15 protein-coding genes are annotated in these 21179 nt (G+C 70.8%); 5 read left to right on the top strand and 10 right to left on the bottom strand.

Annotation, left to right across the window (positions count from 1 at the left end; genetic code table 11):
* Positions 1-181: 181 nt before the first annotated feature.
* The 3 genes from ACFQRJ_RS11820 to ACFQRJ_RS11810 are packed head-to-tail and all read right to left on the bottom strand — an operon-like array spanning position 182 to position 5504.
* A complete protein-coding gene (locus ACFQRJ_RS11820; RefSeq protein ID WP_377019314.1) occupies positions 182-3031 on the bottom strand; it encodes a DUF3488 and transglutaminase-like domain-containing protein in 2850 nt (949 codons plus the stop codon).
* Positions 3028-4428 (bottom strand): DUF58 domain-containing protein, encoded by a 1401-nt coding sequence (locus ACFQRJ_RS11815; protein WP_377019312.1) that lies wholly within the window; start codon positions 4426-4428, stop codon positions 3028-3030. The genes ACFQRJ_RS11820 and ACFQRJ_RS11815 overlap by 4 nt, the downstream gene beginning before the upstream one ends.
* Positions 4425-5504, bottom strand: coding sequence for an AAA family ATPase (locus tag ACFQRJ_RS11810; RefSeq protein ID WP_377019311.1), 1080 nt, complete (start codon positions 5502-5504; stop codon positions 4425-4427). The genes ACFQRJ_RS11815 and ACFQRJ_RS11810 overlap by 4 nt, the downstream gene beginning before the upstream one ends.
* Positions 5505-5640: 136 nt before the next feature.
* Between ACFQRJ_RS11810 and ACFQRJ_RS11805 the strand changes: the two genes are divergently transcribed.
* Positions 5641-6936, top strand: a complete 1296-nt coding sequence (locus ACFQRJ_RS11805) for a hypothetical protein (protein WP_377019309.1) — start codon at positions 5641-5643, stop codon at positions 6934-6936.
* Positions 6937-7120: 184 nt separating this feature from the next.
* A complete protein-coding gene (locus ACFQRJ_RS11800) occupies positions 7121-7687 on the top strand; it encodes a YdeI/OmpD-associated family protein (protein WP_377019308.1) in 567 nt (188 codons plus the stop codon).
* A gap of 206 nt (positions 7688-7893) precedes the next feature.
* Here ACFQRJ_RS11800 and ACFQRJ_RS11795 read toward each other — a convergent pair whose 3' ends face one another.
* Positions 7894-9159 carry a YhjD/YihY/BrkB family envelope integrity protein gene (locus tag ACFQRJ_RS11795; protein ID WP_377019307.1) on the bottom strand — a complete coding sequence of 422 codons (1266 nt, stop codon included), beginning with the start codon at positions 9157-9159 and terminating at the stop codon, positions 7894-7896.
* Positions 9160-9568: 409 nt separating this feature from the next.
* Here ACFQRJ_RS11795 and ACFQRJ_RS11790 point away from each other — a divergent pair, with 409 nt between their 5' ends.
* The 3 genes from ACFQRJ_RS11790 (at position 9569) to ACFQRJ_RS11780 (ending at position 11180) form a co-directional block, all read left to right on the top strand.
* Positions 9569-9964 (top strand): phage holin family protein, encoded by a 396-nt coding sequence (locus tag ACFQRJ_RS11790; protein ID WP_377019305.1) that lies wholly within the window; start codon positions 9569-9571, stop codon positions 9962-9964.
* A 1-nt stretch (position 9965) separates the two neighbouring features.
* Positions 9966-10775 carry a DUF3618 domain-containing protein gene (locus ACFQRJ_RS11785; RefSeq protein ID WP_377019304.1) on the top strand — a complete coding sequence of 270 codons (810 nt, stop codon included), beginning with the start codon at positions 9966-9968 and terminating at the stop codon, positions 10773-10775.
* 108 nt (positions 10776-10883) lie between these two features.
* On the top strand, positions 10884-11180 hold the full coding sequence (locus ACFQRJ_RS11780) for a DUF4235 domain-containing protein (RefSeq protein ID WP_377019303.1): 297 nt from the start codon (positions 10884-10886) through the stop codon (positions 11178-11180).
* Between the two features lie 147 nt (positions 11181-11327).
* Here the strand turns inward: ACFQRJ_RS11780 and ACFQRJ_RS11775 are convergent, their stop codons facing one another.
* The 6 genes from ACFQRJ_RS11775 to ACFQRJ_RS11750 form a co-directional block, all read right to left on the bottom strand.
* Positions 11328-13388, bottom strand: coding sequence for a LamG-like jellyroll fold domain-containing protein (locus tag ACFQRJ_RS11775; RefSeq protein ID WP_377019302.1), 2061 nt, complete (start codon positions 13386-13388; stop codon positions 11328-11330).
* A 6-nt stretch (positions 13389-13394) separates the two neighbouring features.
* The gene (locus ACFQRJ_RS11770; RefSeq protein ID WP_377019301.1) at positions 13395-13742 is read right to left on the bottom strand and encodes a hypothetical protein; all 348 of its coding nucleotides are present in this window, start codon (positions 13740-13742) and stop codon (positions 13395-13397) included.
* Between the two features lie 191 nt (positions 13743-13933).
* The gene (locus tag ACFQRJ_RS11765) at positions 13934-15094 is read right to left on the bottom strand and encodes a DUF1524 domain-containing protein (RefSeq protein WP_377019300.1); all 1161 of its coding nucleotides are present in this window, start codon (positions 15092-15094) and stop codon (positions 13934-13936) included.
* Positions 15095-15672: 578 nt separating this feature from the next.
* The gene (locus ACFQRJ_RS11760; protein ID WP_377019299.1) at positions 15673-16773 is read right to left on the bottom strand and encodes an HTTM domain-containing protein; all 1101 of its coding nucleotides are present in this window, start codon (positions 16771-16773) and stop codon (positions 15673-15675) included.
* A complete protein-coding gene (locus ACFQRJ_RS11755; RefSeq protein ID WP_377019298.1) occupies positions 16764-17516 on the bottom strand; it encodes a DUF5819 family protein in 753 nt (250 codons plus the stop codon). The genes ACFQRJ_RS11760 and ACFQRJ_RS11755 overlap by 10 nt, the downstream gene beginning before the upstream one ends.
* Before the next feature lie 137 nt (positions 17517-17653).
* A complete protein-coding gene (locus tag ACFQRJ_RS11750; protein ID WP_377019320.1) occupies positions 17654-20854 on the bottom strand; it encodes a choice-of-anchor G family protein in 3201 nt (1066 codons plus the stop codon).
* Positions 20855-21179 lie beyond the last annotated feature (325 nt).

Raw genomic sequence — 21179 nt, 5'->3', positions numbered from 1 at the left:
CGTTGGAATCGGAGCGTCTTACCAACAGCTTCACGGATCTGGCGTTACGTGTGGTGCGCCAGCGGCACGTGGGATCCGCCAGTGGCACGTGGGGCGCGCCGGCGGCACGTGGGATTCGCCGGCACCCACGACAGGGACGCCTCACGGGGCGCCTGAGGCACCACGGGTGCGGGCCAAGGGGTCAGCGCGAGTTGCGGACCAGTTCCACGACGGTGTCGGCGTCCCGGCGCAGCGGGTGCTGGGCACCGCGCGTTCCCGCGGGAACGTCGCCGGCACGCTCACCACGCGTTCCCGCGGGAACGTCGCCGGCACGCTCATCGCGCGTTCCCGCGGGAACGTCCCCGGTGCGCTCGCCATGCGTTCCCGCGGGAACGTTGTCGACACGCGGATCGCCCTGGGCGTCCGTCCCGGAGTGCGGCGAGCCCTCCCCGACCTGCGATGGGGCCGCGTCTGCCTGCGGCGTCTCCCCCTCGGGCACGGGCGCGGCGTAGCGGGCGGCGGTGTAGGCCGAGGCGATGCGGGCCGCGGCGGCGCGGTGCTCGTCGGTGACCTCGGTGTCGCCCTGGCCTGCCTGATCCAGCAGGTCGTCCAGCGCGCGGGCCGGGGGCAGCGTCTGGTCCAGGGAGAGTGTCTGCGGGGGGACGCCCCAGGCGCCGGTCCAGCCCAGCCACCGGATCGCCAGGCTGCGGACGGCCAGTTCCCGGGTCACCTCGGACCAGGCCAGCTCCCCCGCCCGGCGCCGCACTCGCTCGACGGTCGTCGGGGAGGCGGTGCCCGCCAGCACCGCCGCAGCCATCCCGTCACCGGCCCCGGAGCCGGTCCCGCCGGGACCTGCGGACCCACCGGCACCACCAGGCCCGCTGGACCCACCGGCACCACCGGGCCCGCCGGACCCACCGGCGCCACCGGGCCCGCCGGAGCCACCAGAGCCACCGCCACCGCCGGAGCCACCAGGCCCATCGCCACCGCCGCCCTCACCGAGCAGCAGGCTGTTCCACCGGTCCTCACGCAGTCGCATGCGGTGCCGCCGGATCAGCACCACGGCTGCCGCGCCCGCCGCGGCGACCAGGGCACCGATCGAGAGGCCGAGCACCAGCCCGCTCTCGACGCGATTGACGGTCTCGGGGTTGCTGCCCAGCCCGCCGCCGTCGGATGCCGCCGCTTCCGTGGAGTCCTCCGGGTCCTCGGAGGAGGTCTCCTCGGTGGTGGGGCTCTCCTCGGCCGCCTCCGGGCTGGGCTCCGTCTCCTCCTGCGCCGGCTCCTCGGCCTCGTCGGCTCCCTGGTTCTCATCGGTGACGCCGGGCGGGCGCACCCCGTTGTTGGCGGCGGCCGGCGTCGGCTCGAACCGCACCCAGCCGTACCGGGGCCCGAACCACACCTCGGGCCAGGCATGCGCGTTCTGGGAGTTCACGGACCATTCGTCACCGTTCTGCTCCCCGGCGGTGAAGCCGATCGCCACCCGCGTGGGGTAACCCTGCGAGGTCATCATCAGGGCGAAGGCGGCGGCGAACTGCTCGCAGTAGCCGATGCGGTCGGAGAGGAACGACTCCAGCGGGTCCTCCCCGGGCGGGGTGCTGACCGTCAGGGAGTAGGCGAAGGAGGAGCGGAAGTAGTCCTGGAAGGCGACGGCGGTGTCGAAGGCGTTGTCCGCTTCGGCATCGGCGGCGATCTCCTCGGCGAGGTCGGCGGCGATCGGCGGCACCTCGTCGCGGGAGGTGTAGCCCTCGTCGAAGGGGGGCTCGAACACAGCGGGGTCCACGGTGCGCAGCTGATCGGGGCTGGCGCTGCTCTCCTCGGAGGTCACCGTGTACTGCAGGCCCGTCAGCCCCGCGCGCCTCCCGGCCACGGCGATCTCCCCGTTGGAGGGCCGCAGCGAGAGCTGCTCCAGCACGGCCGGGTCGGCGGTGGAGACGTCGCGGATGTTGTCGGGCACGGGCAGCCGGTCCCCGGCGAGGCTGCCGATCTCCACCTGCGTCTCGACCAGGTCGTCGCCGCCGAAGACGGGTGCGCCGTCGTCGCGGGCGTCGGAGAACGCGGCGGTGCTCAGAGCCGGCTCCTCGCTGTCGGAGTCGCTGCGGTAGGTCTCCCCGTCGTAGGTGTTCAGCGTGCGCAGGCGCAGGTAGGAGGGCTCGGGATCGGTGGTCGTGTAGTGGGCGACCTCGACGTCCTCCTGCTGCAGCAGGGAACGGCGCACCGAGACGTCGTCATCGATCATCACCGGGCCCAGCTGGGGGATGTCGCGGTTCTGCCAGCGGTTGATCACGTCCATGTTCAGGGCGACGCGGGGCGAGGCGACCTGCGGGAGCGCGGCGCCGAGCGGGGCGGCCAGCCCCGCCACCAGCACCAGGCACACCGCGGTGACGGCGGCATGGCGACCGGGGCGGGCCAGCGGGCCTGCCTGCGGCCGGCGGTCGCCCTCCAGATAGGAGGGGTCGGCGTGGACGGTGCGGGTCGCCAGGATCATCAGACCGGCGAGCACGGGCGCGGCGACCGTCCACCACTGGCCGCCGGAGGGCTGCTGCAGGGCCGGGACCAGCAGGAAGCACAGCAGGGCGATGCCGACGGGCGTATGCCACCCCAGGTCCACGAAGACGAGGTCCAGCACCAGCGTGACCAGGGCCATCATCAGGATCACGATGACGGTCGCGCGGGCGCCGAGGCTCAGCGGCGCCATGCCGGAGGCCAGTTCGCTGACGGCGGCCGGGAAGATCGCAGCCTGGTCGGTGATCATGCTGATGGGGCCGTCCTCGAGCCGGACCACGCCCTGGTACAGCTCGATCACGAGCACCAGCAGCGCGACCACCACGACCTGCCCGAGGGGCACGAGCGCCTGGTGCCGAAGCACCTGGCGCAGCACGATCCCGCCGAGGATCACCGGGGTCGCCGCCGCGGCCGTCAGCATCAGCCAGGAGGACCCCGCCAGGAGCATGGACATGGGCGCCGAGGCCAGCAGGATCGCCACCAGCAGCAGCAGCGAGCGGCTGACGAGGTGCCGGCCGCGCAGGGCCGGGCGTCCGATCAGGGGACTCATGGTGTCTCCTCCGCCTCGGCCGCGGTGAGCAGGTCGGTCAGGCTGTCGGCCGTCGTGCCGCGCACCAGAGTCCATGCCCCGAGCCGGGACCGGGTGGGCGCGGGGCCGACGGCGGGATCGCCGAGTGGGCCGTCCGCCCCCACACCGTCGGCCGCGGTCCCATCGGCCCGTATCCCGTCGGCCCCCACGCCGTCGTGCCCCATCTCGTCGGCCTCCGCGCCGGGGCCGATCCGGCGGGCGGGCCGGCGCCGGCCGGAGTCCTCGTCGTCCTCGCGCAGGGCCCGCAGGGCGATGGCGGTGCGGTTCGCGGCGCGACCGGCGAAGCGGTCCAGTTCGAGGCCGGCGAACGGTTCGCCGTCGTCGGGCCCGAGGGCGATGGCCAGGGCGGTGTGCCCGGCGGCGTGGTCCTGGCCGATGCCGGTGCAGTCGTCGTCGAAGTCGAGTTCGGCCAGTGCCATCAGTGAGGAGCGCTGCTCGAGCGCGTCGGCCTCGCTGCCCAGAGGCGAGGTGCCGGAGAGGCCGCGGCGGGTGCCGGTGCGGGTGATCTCGTCCCCGGAGGCCTCCAGCACGCGCACCTCCCAGCCGTTCTGGCCCAGGGACTCCAGCACGGTCGCGGCGTGGGAGACCAGGCGGTCCTCCACCTCCGGATCGGGCTCGCCGCGCCGGGTGGTGTCCAGCACGACCACGGCGCTGTGGCCTTCGGCGGGCTCGTCCTCGCGGGTCATCAGCTGGCCGGTGCGGGCGCTGGCCCGCCAGTGGATGCGGCGGATGTCGTCCCCGGTGGCGTAGGGCCGGGCGATGGGCCCGATCTCCCCCACGCCGGGGGCCATGGCGGCGCCTACCGTGCCCTCGCGGGTGATGCCGGTGGCGCGGGCGGCGGCGGGGGTGAGCTCGGCGACGACCGGCAGTCCGGTGATGCGCTGGCCGTCCTCGATGGTGCGGCGCAGATGGAACAGCCCGAACACGTCGCGCACGATGATGCTGATCGGCCCCAGCTCGTGGGGGCCGCGGTGGCTGACTCGCAGCACGTGGGGCATGTGCCGGGCCAGCGTGAGGTCGCCCTGGCCGCCGAGGGCCGCGGGAAGGTGCTCGCGCACGGCGCCGCGGCCCAGCGGCAGCACGGTCAGCGGGGGCCGGCCGACGAGGTCCAGCTGCACGCGGGCCACGGAGCCGACGGGCACGGCGTCATCGAGCACCTGGCGCCGCGCATCCAGCCCGATGCGGGAGATCAGGATCCCGGCCGCGCCGATCAGCAGAGCCAGCAGCAGGGCCGCGGCGAGGTAGCGGGCGGGCATCACCCGGGTCAGGTCCGCCAGCACCCAGCAGGCCACGGCCAGCACGATCGCGACGATGCCGCGAGCGGTGGGCCGCAGGACCGTCCCCGGGCGCGGAGTCACGACTGGGGGGTGCTGCGCAGCACCTGGTCGAGCAGATCGCCCGCGCTCGCGCCCCGCGAGAGGGCCTGAGGGGTCAGGTGCATGCGGTGGCGCCACACGGGCATGAGCACGGAGCGGATGTCCTCGGGGTCGACGAAGGTGCGACCGGCGAGGGCGGCGTGGGCCTTGGCCGCGCGCACCAGGTGCACCGCCGCGCGCGGGGACGCTCCGAGGGTGACCTGCGGGTGGGAGCGGGTGGCGTCGGCCAGGCGGACCACGTAGTCCAGGATCAGCGGGGAGGCATGGACGCGGCGCACGTCGCGTACGTGCGCCGCGATGCGTTCCGGGGTGGTGCGCCGCTGCACGGCGTCGAGGGTCTCGCGGTCGCCCTCGGGCACGGGGCCGGTCTGGGCGGCGAGCATGCGCGTCTCGGCGGCCTGGATGGGGTAGCCCATCGTGGTCTGCGCGAGGAAGCGGTCCCGCTGCGCCTCGGGCAGGCGGTAGGTGCCCTCCATCTCGACCGGGTTGGCGGTGGCGACCACCATGAACGGCTCGTCCAGCTCGTAGGTGGTGCCGTCGACGCTGACCTGGCGCTCCTCCATGGCCTCGAGCAGGGCGGACTGCGTCTTCGGGGAGGCGCGATTGATCTCGTCGGCCAGCAGGATCTGGGTGAACACGGCGCCGCGGCGGAACTCGAACTCCCCGGTGGCCTGGTTGAAGATGCTGGCGCCGGTGACGTCTCCCGGCAGCAGGTCCGGGGTGAACTGGATGCGGTGGCGCTCGGCGCCGAGGGCGGCCGCGAGGGATTTGGCGAGCATGGTCTTGCCGACGCCGGGGATGTCCTCGATCAGCAGGTGCCCACCGGCCAGCAGAACGAGCACGGCGATGCGGGCCACCTCGCTCTTGCCCTCGACGATGGTGGCGACCTCTGTGACCACGGCATCGGCCTCGGCGGCGATGTCCTGGGCCTCGGAGTCGGTGAGCGGGGGCAGCGCCGGAGCCGGGGCGGTGCCGACGGCGTCCTCGTGGGCACGGTCGAGGCGATCGGGGCTCGGGCCTTCGTCGAGAGCGACGACTGGTCCTTCGTCCTGCGTCATGGCGGGCTCCTTCAGGTCGACACCGAAGAGGTCGTTCACGAAGTGTTTGCCCGAGGATGAACTCCATGCGGGGGACAACGGGGGGACCTCCCCATAGAGTATGACGGTCCCCCGTGTCTTTCGAGGAGTTCTCCCTGTGACCACCCGCCGTCGCCCGGCCACCGCCAGGATCGGAGCCGGGCTGCTGCTGGCTGCAGCGTGCTCGCTGGCTCCGACAGCTGTGTTCATCGCGCCGGGCGTCGCCGAGACGGCACCGATGGCCGGGGAGGTGTGCAGCAGCGCACGGGTCTCGGCCTCTCCCTCCGAGATCGCGCCCGGCGAGACGGTGACGATGACCGGTGAGTGCTTCCCGGCGAACTCCCCGGGCACGATCAAGATCGCGGGCCCCTCCGGGACCGGCCCGCAGACCATCCCGGTCACCTCCGATCGCGACGGCACCCTCTCGTCCACGTACGGCCCCGAGGTGCCGGGCGACTACTCGTTCGTCGTCGAGGCGGGCGGAGACCAGGTCACCGGCCAGTTCACCGTGACCGGGGCGGACGCAGAAGAGCCGGCACCGGAGCCCGACCCGACGCAGGAACCGGAGCCGACGGAGCCGACAGAGGAGCCGGAGCCGACGGAACCGCCCGACGATTCGACGGAGCCGCCGGAGGACCCGTCCGCTTCACCGACTTCGGACCCCGAGCCGGAGCCGGAGCCGGAGCCGGAGCCTGAACCCACCAGCCCGGACCCGACCAGCCCGGATGATGCCGACGACACCGCGCCCGACCAGGGCGACGGGTCGGACGGGGCCGACGGGGACGATGCGACGGACGGCGATGACGGAGCCGGATCCGGCGCCGACGGCGATGACGCTCCCGATGATCCGGCCGGCAACGACGGAACTGATGGGGCCGACGGGGCTGACGGGAACGTCGGGGCCGACGACGGGCAGAACCCTGATGCGCCCAACGACGGCACCGGACCCGACGAGCCGGCCGAGGATGGCGGCACCTCGACGACCACTCCCCCGGCCGACCCCGCCCCCGGGAATGACGAGGGCCCAGAGGACAGCGAGGATCCCGCACCGAACGGGAGCGACGACCGACCCGCCCGGCCCGAGGAGCGACCCGCCTCGCCCGAGCCTGCCACGGACGATTTCCAGCCCGATCAGGCTCGGAACTCCTCGGCCCGGCAGGCCGCTGCCCAGGCCCTGCTGATCGGCGAACTGCTCAGCGGTGGCGGCTCGACCGGTTCCGATACGAACGACGACGGCGCGGCCGACGGCGACGCGTCCACCGGGGACAGCTCCGATGGCGGCACCTCGGACGGCCGCAGCGACGAACTCGCCGAGACCGGCACCGAGCCGGGCCGAGCAGCGGCACTGACGACCCTCGCGCTCGGTGGCGGAGCTGCCGCGCTGTGGGTCAGCCGGCGCCAGCGCGAGGAGTAAGGGCACCTCGGGCGGGACGCCGACCGTCGAGTCGGTTCACCCCGGTCAGCAATCCGGCCCGCCCCGGTCAGGAACGGAGAAGCACCCCTGCGACGCCGGTTCTATCCTGGAAGCACGTATCCGGTGCTCCTCATCCACCCCACCTCCCGTGACGGCACCGGCGCCCGAGGTAAGGAGAACTCTCATGGCTGCACGCACCGCGTCACAATCTGACTCCAAGGCGCCGGCCATCCAGGGCCACGCGCGTGTGCGCGCCATCGGCGAGCGCCTGATCCTCCCGCTGCCGGACGAGGCCAGCGCGCGGCTCCCCTCCCGCGGCCAGGTCGCGGTCACCGGCGAGCTGAACGGCGTCGCGCTGGAGACCGTGATCGAGCCGGACGGACGCAAAGGCCACTGGCTCTCCATCGACACGGACCTGCGGCAGTCCGCCGGCCTGCACGACGGCGATACCGTGGCCTTCACCCTGACACCGTCGGCCACCTGGCCCGAACCAGAGATCCCCGAGGACCTCGGCACGGCACTGTCCGAGGCGGAGGACCTCGAGCAGACCTGGGCGAGTATCACGCCCATGGCCCGCTGGGAGTGGGTGCGCTGGGTAGGCGCCACCAAGAACCCCGACACGCGTGCCCGGCGGGTGGACGTCTCCATCGACAAGCTCCGCTCCGGCAAGCGCCGCCCCTGCTGCTTCGACCTGGCCTCCTGCACCGACCCGGAACTCTCCAAGAGCGGCAAGCTGCTCGAGATCGAGTGACGTGGGGCCAGCCAGCGACAGGGGGCCAGCCGAGTGACGACAGGCCGACCCAGCTACATGGGGCCAATCGGCGATCTCGGGCCAGCTGAGTAACACGAAGCCTGCCATGATCCGGCGGCGGACCCGGATTGGAGCCAGCATGTGCACACGTAGGCGCTATATAGAGCTATCGGTGCATATGCTGGCTCCAATTTCGAGCGCGGCAACTAGGACCGGTTCCGCTCCCGCTTCCGCCGACCGGACGAGCCCTCCCGGCCGCGCCGGTCGGCGGAGCCCTCCCGGCCGCGCCGGTCGGCGGAGCCCTCCTGGCCGCGCCGGCCCGACGAGCCCTCCCGGCCACCGGACGGGTTCTCCTGGCTGCGGCCGGCGCTCTTGCGGAGGTTCCGGCCGCGCTCGACGTCCTCGGCGTACTTCCGCGCCCGCTTGTCGCTGGCCTTGGTGTCCCGCGGCGGCAGCTGCAACTCTTCCTCGGCGGGGATGCCGGCCTGGAGCTCGCGGCCCCGCTCGATCTCGCTGTCGACCTCGGCGCCGAACAGCAGGATCGAGTTGATGATGTAGATCCACAGCAGCAGCACGATCACGCCGGCCAGCGCCCCGTAGGTGGCGTTGTAGTTGCCGAAGTTCGAGACGTAGAGGAAGAAGCCGACGCTGGCCAGGACCGCGACGATGATGGCCAGCAGTGCGCCCATGCTGACCCACCGGAACTTCGGCTGCTGCACGTTCGGGGTGGCGTAGTACAGCAGCGCGATCGTGAACACGACGACGGCCGCCAGTACCACCCACTTCGCGATCGACCACACGGTGATCGCTACGCTGCCCAGCCCGATGGCGCTGCCCACGGCCTCGGCCACCGGTCCGGAGAGGACGACGATCAGCAGCCCCACCGCCCCGAGCAGGAGGAACAGCGCGGTCAGCAGGTACATCTGCAGGTTCAGCTTGATCGCCCCGCGCCCCTCGGGCACGTCGTGGATGGTGTTCATCGCGCGGGCGAAGGCCTTGGTGTAGCTCGAGGCGGACCACAGCGCGGTCAGCAGACCGATGATCAACCCGATTCCGGCGGCCGGCGCGGTGAGGATCGATTCCAGCGCGGGCCGCACCGTCTGCCACATGTCCGGCGGGACGATGCCCTGGGCCTGGTCGAGCACGGCGGTGACGGTGGATTCGCTCTGGCCCACCAGGCTCAGGAGGGAGACCAGGGCGATCAGGGCGGGGAAGATCGACAGAACGGTGCGGTAGGTCAGGCCGGCGGCGAGATCGCTGCAGCCGTCGGCAGAGTACTCGCGCATCGTGGTGCGCAGGACGTACCGCCAGGAGGGGGCCGTGACGTCGGCCGGGGTGTCCGGCTTCCGCGAGTCCTCGGGGTGCGGGGCATCGGCGGGGTGGCTGCCCGCGGACGTCTCGGTGCCCGCCGTGGGGCCCGTGCTCCTCGATGGCTCAGTGCTCGTCGGGGGATCTGTGCTCTTCGATGACATCGCCGAGTCCTTTCGCCGCATGACACCTCTCGCGCTTCGTGCGGCGATCGAACCATCCCGGCGGCGGGCAGAGAACACCCCGGCGCCCGCTCGGCGCGGTCCGGAGGGTTCCGGCGCACGTCAGCGGCCATCACGTCGGCCCGGCCGGATCGCGACCATGCGGTCGACCCCACCGTCCGTCCGGTCCGTCACCGAACGTGCAGGTCACTAGCTGGCTCGGCGGTGGGGGCCGACGCGACTTCTTGACGGGCGGCGACGCCTGCCGAAGGCTTTGGCCCATCACACAGCGTCCGCTGTGGCTGATGGCTCGTCCCACCGCTGGGGCCCGCGCGAACCGACTGGCCATGCGGGCCGGCCGCAGAGACCCGTACAGGGATATCCGCAGCTGAGGATCCGAAGGGAGTATCCGGTGACAGTCCCCGATCCATCGAGAGAACCATCCGTCGCCGATTTGGTCGATCGGCTCTCCGAGCAGACCTCGCGCCTGGTCCGCGATGAGCTCAAGCTCGCTCAGGCCGAGTACACCGAGAAGGCCAAGCAGGGCGGGACCGCCGCAGGTCTGGTGGGTGCCGGCGCCGTGCTCGCCTGGTTCGGTTTCGGCATGCTCCTGGCCACGCTGGTGCTGGTCCTGGCGCTGTTCCTGCCCGCCTGGGCCGCAGCGCTGATCGTGACCGTCGTGGTCTTCATCGCGGCCGGCATCGCCGCCCTGATGGGCAAGAAGAAGGCCGAGGACCTGTCCCCCACGCCCGAGCGGACCGTCTCCACGGTTCGTCAGGATGCCGACGAGATCAAGCAGAGGATCTGACATGACCACAGCCCTGCCCCCCGAGGACCGACACGACCAGCCCAACAAGCCCGACCAGCCCGGTACCGCCGCTGCGGGCAATCAAGCAGAGCACACCCCCAACACGCGCCCGGCCTCGCAGACCGACCCCAACCCCGGGCCCGCCACCGCCCCGGGCGCCGAGACCGGCCGCCGGGCCGCCGGCGACGGCTCACGGGCCGATTCCGAGTCCGACGCCGTCAAGGCGGAGGACGACTCCCCCGAGGCGCTCGAGGCGGACATCGCCCGCACCCGCGAGGAGATGGGCGAGACCGTCGAGGCGCTGTCCAAGAAGCTCGATCCCAAGGCGCAGACCGAGCAGCTCAAGAACGAGGCGGGCCAGAAGGCCGAGGAGCTCCAGACGCGCGCCCGCGAGCAGGTCGAGCTTGCCCGGACCAAGGCCCAGACGTCCGTGGCCCAGGCGCGGGAGGCGCTCACCGATGCCGAGGGTCTTCCCAACCGCAACGGCTGGACGGCTCTGGGCGCAGCCGGCGCGGTGGCCCTGGCAACTGTCGCCGCGATTATCGTGCGCGCCTCGGGCGGGAAGCGCTCGAAACCCGCGCCCACTGCCGGTCGGGTGGGCGCGACCGGGATGGGCCGCGCCGCCCGGGCAGGGCGCGTGGCCGGCGCAGCGCGCGCCGAGGCCAAGGCCCGCGCCGCGTCCCCGCAGCGGCTGAAGCGCAAGGCCCGCACCGCCGCGCCGACGCCCCTGCAGAACAAGGCCCGCGCCACCGTCCCGGCACGCCTCACGCGCAAGGCCGGCGCCAGCCGCGGGCTTCGCGCAGCGCGCTGACCCGAGGTCGCGCCGGAATCGGCTCGAGCTGGGAAGCCCGGGCCCGTCGATCCCGGCCGCCGGCATCGCCCGCACGTCCAGCACCGCCAGTCCGGAAGGAGCACGTTCATGCCTCACAAGAAGTCGACGCATACGTCCGCGAAGATCCTCTACCGCCCCATCGGGCTGCTCAGCGGTGTCGTTAGCGGCGCCCTCGCGGGCGTGCTGTTCAAGCAGGCCTGGAAGCTCGTCACCCCGAAGGAGGCCGGTCAGGCGCCCAAGGCGCTGGAGTCCGACTTCCCGCTGCGGGAGGTGCTTCTGGCCTCGGCCCTGCAGGGCGCCATCTACGCGGCGATCAAGGCGGCCGTGGACCGCGGCGGGGCGCGCACGTTCGAGCGCCTCGTCGGCGAATGGCCCGGCGACTGAGCGCTCAGTCGCCAGGCCATCCCCTGCTCAGGCCGACGGGCCGGCCGCGGTCAACCCCGTAGACCGGTGCCCGACGGGGCGACGGGCCAGGTCACCGTGGCCATGAGCCCCGACGGGGCCGTGCCCCGGACCGCCCGGCCCGGGACCTCAGCTGCCGCCGTTGCCCTTGCCATGCCCATTGCCATGGCCATTGCCGTTGCCGTGGCCGTTGCCGTGGCCCTTGCCATGACCGTTGCCGTGGCCGTGGCCCTTGCCATGACCGTTGCCATGACCGTTGCCGTGGCCGTCGGCCTCGACCGGGATGGTCACCTCTATGGCCTCGGAACGGCGCTCACCGAAACCCTGGTCCAGGGTCAGCACCGTCTCGGCGTCGGAGAGCCGGTCGCCGGGAACGGTGAGAGTCCAGGTGCCGTCGCCCGCCACCTCGGCGCTGAGTGTCTCGCCGCTGCCGGGCAGCACGGCGCGCACCTCGGCGCCCGGGGTTCCGGTGCCCTCGAGCACAGCGTCCTCACCGGCCACGACCGCGGTCTCGGGCTGCTGGGTCACCGTGAGCGTGCCCAGATCGGGGCGAGCGGTCAGCCACTGGTCCTGGTCCAGGGGACGATCCGAGATGCGGGTCTCGCCCACGCAGCCGTGCCAGCCGTTGGTGGCCGCGTCGTCGACCCAGTCCGAACCGATGATCCAGGGCATGGACTCGTTGAAGGACTGGCCGAGCACGTCCTGGGAGGTGCGCAGCACGGGCGCGCCGTTGACGTACATGACGATGTCCTCGGTGGCCGGGTCGTTGACGATCGCGACGTGGTTCCAGGTGCCCGGGAGGATTTCCCCGGACCACGCGGTCTTGTCCCCGGCGGTCGCGTCCTGGCCGACGGTGGTGAACTGGTACTCGCGCAGGTTCGAGACGCCGAGGGCGGTGGGCGAGGCGGTGTAGTCCCACTGCGACCAGGGCATGCCCTCGATCTGGGAGCGGTTGCCGCTGCGCACCAGAGCCTTGCTCCAGCCGTTGGCGGACTCACTCCAGTCCTCGTCGATCTTCAGGAACGTCTCGATGGTGTAGCCACCGGAGAGGTCCGCGTTGTTGACCGCGGCCTCCGGGTCGGTGCTGAGGTAGCTGAAGCGCTCCCGGCTGGAGTCGTCGAAGCACACCGAGCTGCCCGAAGCCGAGTACCGCTGGGACTCGCGCTCGATGCTGACGTCCTCGACCTGGGCCTCGCTGGACCCTGACTCCTCGAGGCTCACGCGGTGCAGGTCGCTGTCGCCGGCGGCATCCTCGATCACCGCGCCTTCCTCGAGGGTGCCCTCGGGGGCATCCATCCGCCAGTGGGCGAGGGTGCCCGGGGCGCGCACGTAGTCCTGGGCCGATCCCGGCTCCTGCGTGCTGTTCTCGGGGACGCCGCTGAAGCCGTCGGTGACGAGGTCGACGGCGCGCTGGGACAGCGAGGGGTACAGCCCCTCCCCCGGACCGAAGTCCGGCGCGAAGCCGGCGAAGCGCTCGGCGAAGTCGATGTCGACGTCGAAGCTCTGCGCCGGTCCGGTCAGCGCGGGCTGGTCGAACTGGGTGAGCTGGTCCTGGGACTTCTCACGCACCCACGGGGAGACGGTCTCGCCGTGGATGCCGCCGCCGGTGAGGTCGAACTCGAGCAGGCCGAGGTAGCCGTTGCCGCCGTCCTGGGCCATCTGGTAGTCGATGAGGATCTGGGTGACGTCGTGGCCGGCGTCGTTGGCGCGGGTGGTGACCGCGGCGCCGTGGTAGTGCCCGTTCAGGGTGAGGAAGATCTGGTCGTTGCCGGCGATCAGGCCGTCCCAGAGCTGCTCGCCGTAGTCGCTGGAGAACCCCTGGCCCTCGGTGTCGATGGCGATGGTGTCGTGGGTGGTGAGGATGGCGGGCACGGTGGGGTGTGCATCCAGCACGCCCTGGGCCCACTGGAGGGTCTGCTCGGAGGCTCGCCAGGGCAGGGCGAGGACCAGGAACTGCTGGCCCTCGGCTTCGAAGAGGTGGAACTGGCTGAGGCCGGTGGGGTCGCTGCCGCCGTAGGTGGACTGCTGGGCGGCGCGCTCGGGGCCGAACCACTGGGCGAACGGCTCGGCGGCGAGGTCGTAGTCGGTGTCGGTGAGCTGGTCGTTCGAGTCCAGCACGTCGTGGTTGCCGGGGAGGATGGAGTAGGGCATGCCCGCCTCCTCCAGGGTGGCCATGGCCTGGTCGGCCACTTCCCACTACTCCTGGACGCCGGCCTGGTCCACGACGTCGCCGAGGTGCGCGGTGAAGGGGATGTTCAGCTCGTCGGCGTGATCGGCCAGCCACTGGGTCTGGACGTTGAAGGGATCGGTGCCGTAGTCGGGGATGAAGTTCGACTGGGCGTAGCGGGAGTAGAACTGCGTATCGGGCAGCACGGCGAGGCTGAAGCGGGAGCCCTCCTCCCCGTCCGCGTGCGCCGACGGAGCGGTCGGCGACCACAGCAGCGAGGTGGCGGCGAGGGCGAGGGCCAGCAGCAGCCAGCTGCTGCGGCGCATCGGGGAGGCAGGCACGGCGGCGCGCGCCGAGGGCGGCGAGGAGGGACTCATGGGGCGGGGACCTTTCGCGGGGATGCGCGTCGCCGGGGGCGACGCCGGGGATCGGGCCGCTCGACGGTATGAGCCCCACGTCACCGGGCCGTAGCCTCCCGATGACGCTCAGGGTTCAGCCGGGTTAATTTGTTGATTCCCGTGCACCCTTCGCGGCACGCCACGCGCTTCCCCGCCCCGGTCCCGTCCGGTCAGTTCTCGCAGCCGACTCCGTCGCCGTCCCTGTCGAGCTTGCGTGAGTAGCCGGGGTCGCCGACGCGCACCGGCGCCGCCCCGGCCGCTCGTGCCGCATCACAGTTCTTGTAGTGGACGCTGCCGCCGGCCGGTTCTTCGGGCTCGGGTGCGGGAGCCGGTTCGGGGGCAGGCTCGGGTTCCGGTGCGGGCTCGGGTTCCGGTGCAGGCTCGGGTTCCGGGGCGGGCTCGGGTTCCGGGGCGGCCTCTTCGCGCGCACCATCGCCCTCCCAGCGGTCCGGCGTGACCTCGTCGTCAGCGAATGCGGCGAAGCCCTCACAATCACCAAGGACCTGTTCGATGGCGTCCTTCTCGGCCGGCTTGACCCACAGGCCGTACTTGTCCTTCACCGCTAGTTGCCGAGAGACGTATTCGCACCGGTACGACTTGTTCGGCGGAAGCCACGTCGCGGCGTCCCCATCACCCTTCTGCTGGTTCAGGGAGTCTTCCACGGCAAGCAGATTGAGTGGGTCGTTGCCGAACTCCACCCGCTTCTCCTCATCCCACTGCGCGGCGCCGGTCTGCCAGGCGTCGGAAAGAGCCACGACGTGATCGATATCGAGAGAGTTGTCGTCCTCCTGGTGGAAGGAGACGTCCGCACCGCTGTAGGGCGAAGGCGCGAGAACGCCGGAGAGGACGACGCACCCCTCGGTGCCGTACTCGAGCACGATGTCGCTGAGGTCGCGGCGCAGGATGTCGTTGCGGGTGTCGCACCCGTTGCGGTCGATGTCATCGCGCCATCCGAAGGAATCGCGGTCATAGCCCGTCTTCGGCGCGCGGCCCTTGACCTCGAGCCCGGCGAGAACGCCGAGGGCGCTTGAGCGGTCAGGCGTCGGCTCGGGCGCGGCGGTCGGCGTAGGGGTCGGTGTCGGCGTGCTGGTCGGCGAGGGGGTGGCGGTCTCCGTCGCCGCTTCGGGCGCGACCGTCTCAGCGTCGGCCTCGCGGGCAGCGACCGTGGGCTGATCGGACGGCGTCTCGTCCACGGGAGGAGCGAAGACCGCTCCCAGGACGCCGGTGATCATCACCAGGAGAAACGCGAGCCCACCGCATCCGCAACATGACAGGGCGGAGATGACGCCGACCTTCTTCTTACCTTTGAGCGCGCCGAGCTGAGGAGCCATCGTGACCCTTACCTAGAACCTGAGGAGGAGAAGACACCGCTCGGCCTGTTCGGCCGCCCGCCGTTCACTATGGACTCGGGTGGTGTTCCATGGATGATTGAACACCACGCCACGCCTCTGGATACCTCGAAATCCGCCTCCGGAATGTCTCGAGACGGTCACAGGAATCGTCTCTTTCGACCCCGCGGCAAGGCCCCTACGGGCCCTGGCAGAACCAGCCGCGGCACCTACACTTCACGGCCTGATACGCCGCAGAGCCGCCTCTCGCTCCGCCTACCGGCAAGAGCCCCTCGAGCAGCCCGCGCGAGCAGAAGTCCTCGGCCGGGCGGACCTCGGTGCACGGTGGACGATGGCGAAACGCGACATGGAGCGGACGAGGCCCACGGCCTCGCCCGCTCCATGTCGTGCTGCTGTGCTGGATGCGGCAGCGCTGCCGCGAGCTGCGCTGCCGCGACTCGCACGACTCCGCGGCGTCAGGCGCAGGTGGCCCACACCTGGTCGATGTGGTCGTTCCACGCGCTGACCGGCTGGCTGCCTGCGACCGCGTCAGCAGGTGACGGACGACGGCTCCGCGGGCCTCACTGGCTCACGGAGGCCCGTGACGCGTCGGAGTCCGCGGCGGTGCCGCTCTCCTCGTCGGCGCCGGCCCCCTTTCCCGCTCGCCGGCGGCGGACTCGTGCTCGGAGTCCGCGTGCGAAGCGATTGCCGGTCACGGTGGTCCGCAGCCAGGTGACGATCGTGATCCAGGTGGCGCCGGAGACGAGCACGGCGTCGGCCGAGGCCATGATCCCGGAGAAGAACGGCAGTCCCATCGTCACCGCGATCGTGAGGTGCATGCCCAGCAGCATGAGCAGCGCGATCCGCCGGGTGATGGTGTTGAACAGCAGGAACGGGAAGGCGATCTGGGCGAGCACGGTCACGTAGGTCGCGATCACCACGGGCGCGGCCCAGTGGGTCATGAGGTCCGCCAGCGGCGGGAAGACGCCGTAGGCCTCGGACTGCAGCGGGTAGTAGACCGCGGTGCCCTCCTGCCACAGCGAGCCCTGGACCTTGTAGAGTCCCGCCTCGAGGTAGACGATGCAGATCTGCGCGACCACCAGGCACAACCCGATGTTGTGCAGCACGGATCCGGTCTGCGTCTCCGGGGCGTCCTTCGCGGCGCGGCGCCGGGCATCCAGCGACCAGCGACGGGAGATGTCTACCAGGATCAGGTAGATCAGCATGACCCGGATGAAGTAGTTGCCACCGTCGGAGATGGGCGTGTTCTGCCCGTTCAGCGTGGTGTAGGCGATGAACAGCAGCGGGGTGACGATCCGGGTGCGCCAGCCCAGGGTGAAGGCGACGACCAGGGCGATGGTGACGATGTACCAGGCCCAGAACAGCCCGGGCCCGGCCTTTTGGAGCAGGTCGAAGGGGAAGTTGTAGCCGAGGATCTCCCGGTAGGGCTGCCAGTATCCGGAGCCCGGGCCCCAGATGCGCGAGGCGATCGGGAGGTTCAGCAATAGCCACCCGAGCAGGAAGCTGCCGGAGGCGATGCGCATGATCGCGAAGCCGTAATCGGCGTGGCGGTCGGCGATGAACCAGGTGATCAGCCGATCGAACAGGCGCATCGGGGCGTCGCGGTGGGTGCGCAGCCAGTCCCGGACCGGGGCGGAGGTGCTGGAGTCCTTCACGACCATGCTGCGTACACCTCCTCGTCGAACTCCATCGCCGGGCGCCAGCCGATGTTCACCCACGACTGCGAGGGCTCCTCCGGCGGGTCGTGGCGCTGGTCGAAGTCGGGGACCGCGTCGCGGCGCATGCGCACTTCGACCAGGGTGACGTCCTCGCCGTACTCCTCGTACATGTACAGCGTCCCCAGGCCCACGGCGGAGTCCTCGAGCCGCTGATAGACGCGGAGGTCGCTGAGCTGGGCAGGGCTGTAGGTCTCCTCGGCCTCGGCGGAGTAGAGGTCGACGCCGAAGACGGGCTCCCCGTCGATGTGGTTGTTCTCCGCCATGGCCTGCTGGTCCTGGGAAAGGTCGCGCGCGGCGGGCCAGAGCCGGCCGTGGACCACCTTGGACTGGCGGGATTCGCGATTGGCGAAGATGTTGTAGTCGACCGCTTCGAGCTCCTCGGCGGTGACGTTGCGCCATGGGGTGAACTCGGCCCCGGCGTCGCTGCCGCCGGCGCAGACCTCATGGGAGCTGATGCAGGCGCGCACCAGCATGTTCTCGTCCTGGGAGTAGGGGCCGGGGGCGAAGAGGTTCCAGCCCTGATCGAGCGGGCCGAGGAAGTACCGGTTCAGAGCCGGCTGCAGGGACTGCTTGATCGGGGTGTCCGGACCGGTGTAGGCGAGGGTGGCGCCGATGTGGCCGGCGGCGAGGAGCCCGACGATCGCCAGGACCACCGCGGGAAGACGGCGGATGCGGGGCTTAGCCATGCGAGGAGAGTCCGTTCTGCGAACTATGTGGAGAAGAGAGGGGGTCTGCGAAGAAGCGGTTACGACGGGCCGATGGCCGCCGGGCGCGGCACCGAGGTGCCGGCCCGACGGCCATCAGTGTGTGTACTGCGAGTCGGTCAGCGACCAGCCCGACGACGGGTGATCAGCGCCGCGCTGCCCGCGAGGAGCAGCAGGGCAGCCAGCCCGGCCATGGCGGCGGTGCCGGCCGCACCGGTCTGGGCGAGCGAGCCGCCCCCACCGTTGCCGCTGGTGCCACCATCGTACGAACCACCGGAGCCGTTTCCGCCCCAGCCGCCCGGGGTGCCGCTGCCACCGGTGTTGGCGGACGTGTTGTCCGCACCATTGTCACCGGCATCGTCGGCAGTGTTGTCCCCGCCGTTGTCAGCGGTGTTGTCTCCACCGTTGGCAGCGCCGTTGTCCGCACCCGAACCGTCGGTGACGGGCAGGGTCACGGTCGCGGACTCACCGGTCTCGGCTTCGGCGACGATCTCGTAGTCGCCGGGAGCGGAACCCTCGGGAACCGTGATCTCGGCGGTGAAGCCACCGTCGTCATCGGTGGTGACGGTGACCGGGTCCCCGACGGGGTTGCCCTCGGGATCGGTCAGCTGCACCTCGACCTCGGTGTTCGGCGGGAAGTTCTCGCCGGTCACCGTGGTGGACTCACCGTCATTGACGGTGCTCGGATCGACCGAGATCGCCGGGTCCTCAGCAGGAGCATCGGCAGCGACCAGCGTGAACAGCTCGTACGCCTCCAGCTCCGGATCCGTCTGATCGATGGCGGTCACCGCGTAGTCACCGAGCTCGATGTCATCCGTGGCGATACGGAAGACCAGCTCGCCGTCCGCATCCACGTCAACGGTACCGATGTTCTCGCCGGGGTTCGCCAGCGCGAGCGTGGTGAATCCCTGGTTGGCGAGCTCGACCATCGGCTCGACCTCGGCAGCTTCCTCCTCGTTGATGACGTCTCCGTCCATCGGGCGGAGGAAGATGTCGGCGGTCCCGTTCGGGGTGTAGCCCGAACCGTGCACCAGCACGGTGTCGACACCCTGCACAGCGCGCTTCGGCGTGACGTCCAGCTCCGCAGTCGCGGTGTTGTCCGCCGTGTTGTCACCGGTGTTGTCGGCCGTGTTCACCTCGGTGTTGTCCGCATCGTTCTCCGCCGTGTTCACGTCCGTGTTGTCAGCGGTGTTCACCTCGGTGTTGTCCGCATCGTTCTCGGTCGTGTTCACGTCCGTGTTGTCAGCGGTGTTGTCCGCGGCGTTCACCGACGTATTGTCTCCGGTGTTGTCCGCCGTGTTCACCGACGTGTTGTCACCCGTGTTCACGGAGGTGTTGTCTGTCGTGTTCACAGACGTGTTTACCGACGTGTTGTCACTCGTGTTCACCGAAGTGTTCTCACCGGTGTTGTCCGCGGTGTTCACCGACGTGTTGTCAGCCGTGTTCACCGAAGTGTTCACCTCGGTGTTGTCCGCGGTGTTGTCGTCCGTGGGCTCGTCCGCGTTGGTCACTGCCAGCGGGGCGGTCGCCGTCTCACCGGAGGTGGCGGTGCCCTCGACGAGGTAGTCGCCGGCCTCCGTGCCCTCGGGAACGGTCAGGTCCGTCGTGAACGAGCCGGTGTCGTCCGTGGTGACCGGGACGGGCTCGCCGATGGGGTTGCCATCGAGATCGGTCAACTGGACGGCCACATCGGTGTTCGGCGGGTAGTTCTCACCCGTCACCGTGGTGACGCCGCCGTCCTCTACCGTGCCCGGAGTCACCGAGACGGTGGGATCCACGGCAGCTGCATCCGCGGCGCGCACCGTGGAGGACCCGAGGTTCAGGTCAACCGCGTCGGCGTTGGGCAGAAGCTCCAAGCTCAGAGCGTTGACCGTGAAGGACTCTGCACCGAGCAGGCCCGGCTCGGGCTGCTCGTTGAGCGTGATGGAGACGACCTGGGCCAGAACACCCGAGAGAACGGGCGAGAGGCTGTCGACCACCGGGTTCACAACTCCATTGAGAGTCGTGGTCAGGCCGCTGGTGGCGGTGTCGAGCACGCCGCCGACGACGCCCTGCAGCGGAGTGATCAGCGCGCTCTGGACGATCGGGTCCAACGCGCCGAGCAGCGCGTCCAGCGAAATGACGCCGCCCAGGCTGCCCTGAATATCGATCGTCGGATCGCCTTCGGTGGTGCCTGCGAGCTGGCCCAGCGTGGTCTCCACGAGGATGCTGACGTCAACAAGCGGCACGCCGGCCGAAGTGACGGAAGCAGGAACCTCGATGGTCAGCGCCGCGTTGTTGAGCACCTCGGTCACGGCCTCGCCGGCCTTGGTGGTGATGGTACCGAGCGCTTCACTGACAGCGCCCGTAATCTCCATGATGGTCTCCGAGCTGAGCAGCTCGGTGTTCGGATCCTGCCCGTTCAGCCCCTCCGGGCCGCCGAGCGCCTGCAGATCCACGGCGATGGTGCCCTCAGCCAGGTTGATGGAGACGAGCTCGTTCGCATCGACCAGCGGCTCGGACAGCAGCGTGGTACCTGCCTCGTCGAGCGCAGCCTGAAGTCCGTCGACCCCGATGGTGCCGCCGCCGGCGTCCAGCGCGAGGAGCCCGGCGAGGTCGGCGTCGAGATTCGCGGTCGCCGCAATTGCGCCGAGCGCCCCCTCGGTACTCACGGCCGAGTCGATCGTCGTTCCGACGCCGTCCAGCGCCGTATCCAGCTCGGTCGCGAGCGCCCCGACTGCGGGCGAGCTGAGAACGAGCCGGCCATCGGCGACCATGTACTCCGAGGAGACGTCGGTGCCGTCTGCCGTCGCCGTGGAGCCGACGGCTCCGAGCTGAAGCGTGAGCTCGTCGATGATGTCGTCGGTGAGTCCGTCCACTCCGGCCTGGCCGAGCAGCTGGGTCAGGTTGACCTCGGCGCTGCCGAATTCGCCCACGCCGCCCGGGTCCACGGTCAGCGCGCCGTCCTCGCCGAGCACGCCGGCGCTCGCGGTCGAGGAGTTGGGCGAGGGGGAGGTCGCGTAGCTGGAGAGGGTGCCGGCCTCGCCGAGGTAGAGCAGCCCGCTTCCCTCGGCGTCGCTGATCAGCGGCAGCGAGATCGAGCCGAGATCGAGGTTCACAGTTTCGAGCGCGGCGACGTTCAGCGGGTTCGCGTACGGGCCGGGGTCACTGGGGTTGCCGGACTGACTGGTGCCCAGATCGGCGGCATCGAGGCCCAGGGCATCGGCATTGATGACCTGACCGAGTGCCTCGGAATCATCGGTCGGTGCGGCGAGCGCCGGAGGCGCGGATAGAAGGGCAAGGCCTGCCGTGGCGACCGAGGCGACGACACCCTTGAACAGGGATGACCGGCGGCGGCGCGGGCGGTGGTGGGGACTTCAGACGTTCCACAATCGCTCCATCGTGAGTCGGGGGAGGGGCGTTGTGCGCGCCGGGTGGGGGCCCGGAACGCGAGACTGCCGTCACACTGGTGACTGTGGGAGGTTCGCAGACGAAATGCCCGCGCACATGCGCTTTCCCGGCCTCGAGGAGACCTGTATCCCGATCGTTACGAAGGCCGCAAAAGCGGACGGGTCCGACATGCCCGGTACGACCTGCACTGTCGTCTTATGACCCCTCAGTAGAGGCGTCACTCCCCTCACAATTGGTACGACCACTCCGTCCACC

It is taken from the genome of Brachybacterium sp. GCM10030252 (assembly GCF_042666535.1).
GTDB lineage: Bacteria > Actinomycetota > Actinomycetes > Actinomycetales > Dermabacteraceae > Brachybacterium.
Note: the sequence above shows the minus strand (reverse complement) of the source record. Positions and strands in the feature narration are given on the sequence as shown.

What these genes read in the sequence shown, in the direction of transcription:
- ACFQRJ_RS11820 (WP_377019314.1), bottom strand. Translation starts at nt 3,031, where the DNA reads ATGAGTCCCCTGATCGGACGCCCGGCCCTGCGCGGCCGGCACCTCGTC.
- ACFQRJ_RS11810 (WP_377019311.1), bottom strand. Translation starts at nt 5,504, where the DNA reads ATGACGCAGGACGAAGGACCAGTCGTCGCTCTCGACGAAGGCCCGAGC.
- ACFQRJ_RS11800 (WP_377019308.1), top strand. Translation starts at nt 7,121, where the DNA reads ATGGCTGCACGCACCGCGTCACAATCTGACTCCAAGGCGCCGGCCATC.
- ACFQRJ_RS11795 (WP_377019307.1), bottom strand. Translation starts at nt 9,159, where the DNA reads ATGTCATCGAAGAGCACAGATCCCCCGACGAGCACTGAGCCATCGAGG.
- ACFQRJ_RS11785 (WP_377019304.1), top strand. Translation starts at nt 9,966, where the DNA reads ATGACCACAGCCCTGCCCCCCGAGGACCGACACGACCAGCCCAACAAG.
- ACFQRJ_RS11780 (WP_377019303.1), top strand. Translation starts at nt 10,884, where the DNA reads ATGCCTCACAAGAAGTCGACGCATACGTCCGCGAAGATCCTCTACCGC.
- ACFQRJ_RS11770 (WP_377019301.1), bottom strand. Translation starts at nt 13,742, where the DNA reads ATGAGTCCCTCCTCGCCGCCCTCGGCGCGCGCCGCCGTGCCTGCCTCC.
- ACFQRJ_RS11765 (WP_377019300.1), bottom strand. Translation starts at nt 15,094, where the DNA reads ATGGCTCCTCAGCTCGGCGCGCTCAAAGGTAAGAAGAAGGTCGGCGTC.
- ACFQRJ_RS11760 (WP_377019299.1), bottom strand. Translation starts at nt 16,773, where the DNA reads ATGGTCGTGAAGGACTCCAGCACCTCCGCCCCGGTCCGGGACTGGCTG.
- ACFQRJ_RS11755 (WP_377019298.1), bottom strand. Translation starts at nt 17,516, where the DNA reads ATGGCTAAGCCCCGCATCCGCCGTCTTCCCGCGGTGGTCCTGGCGATC.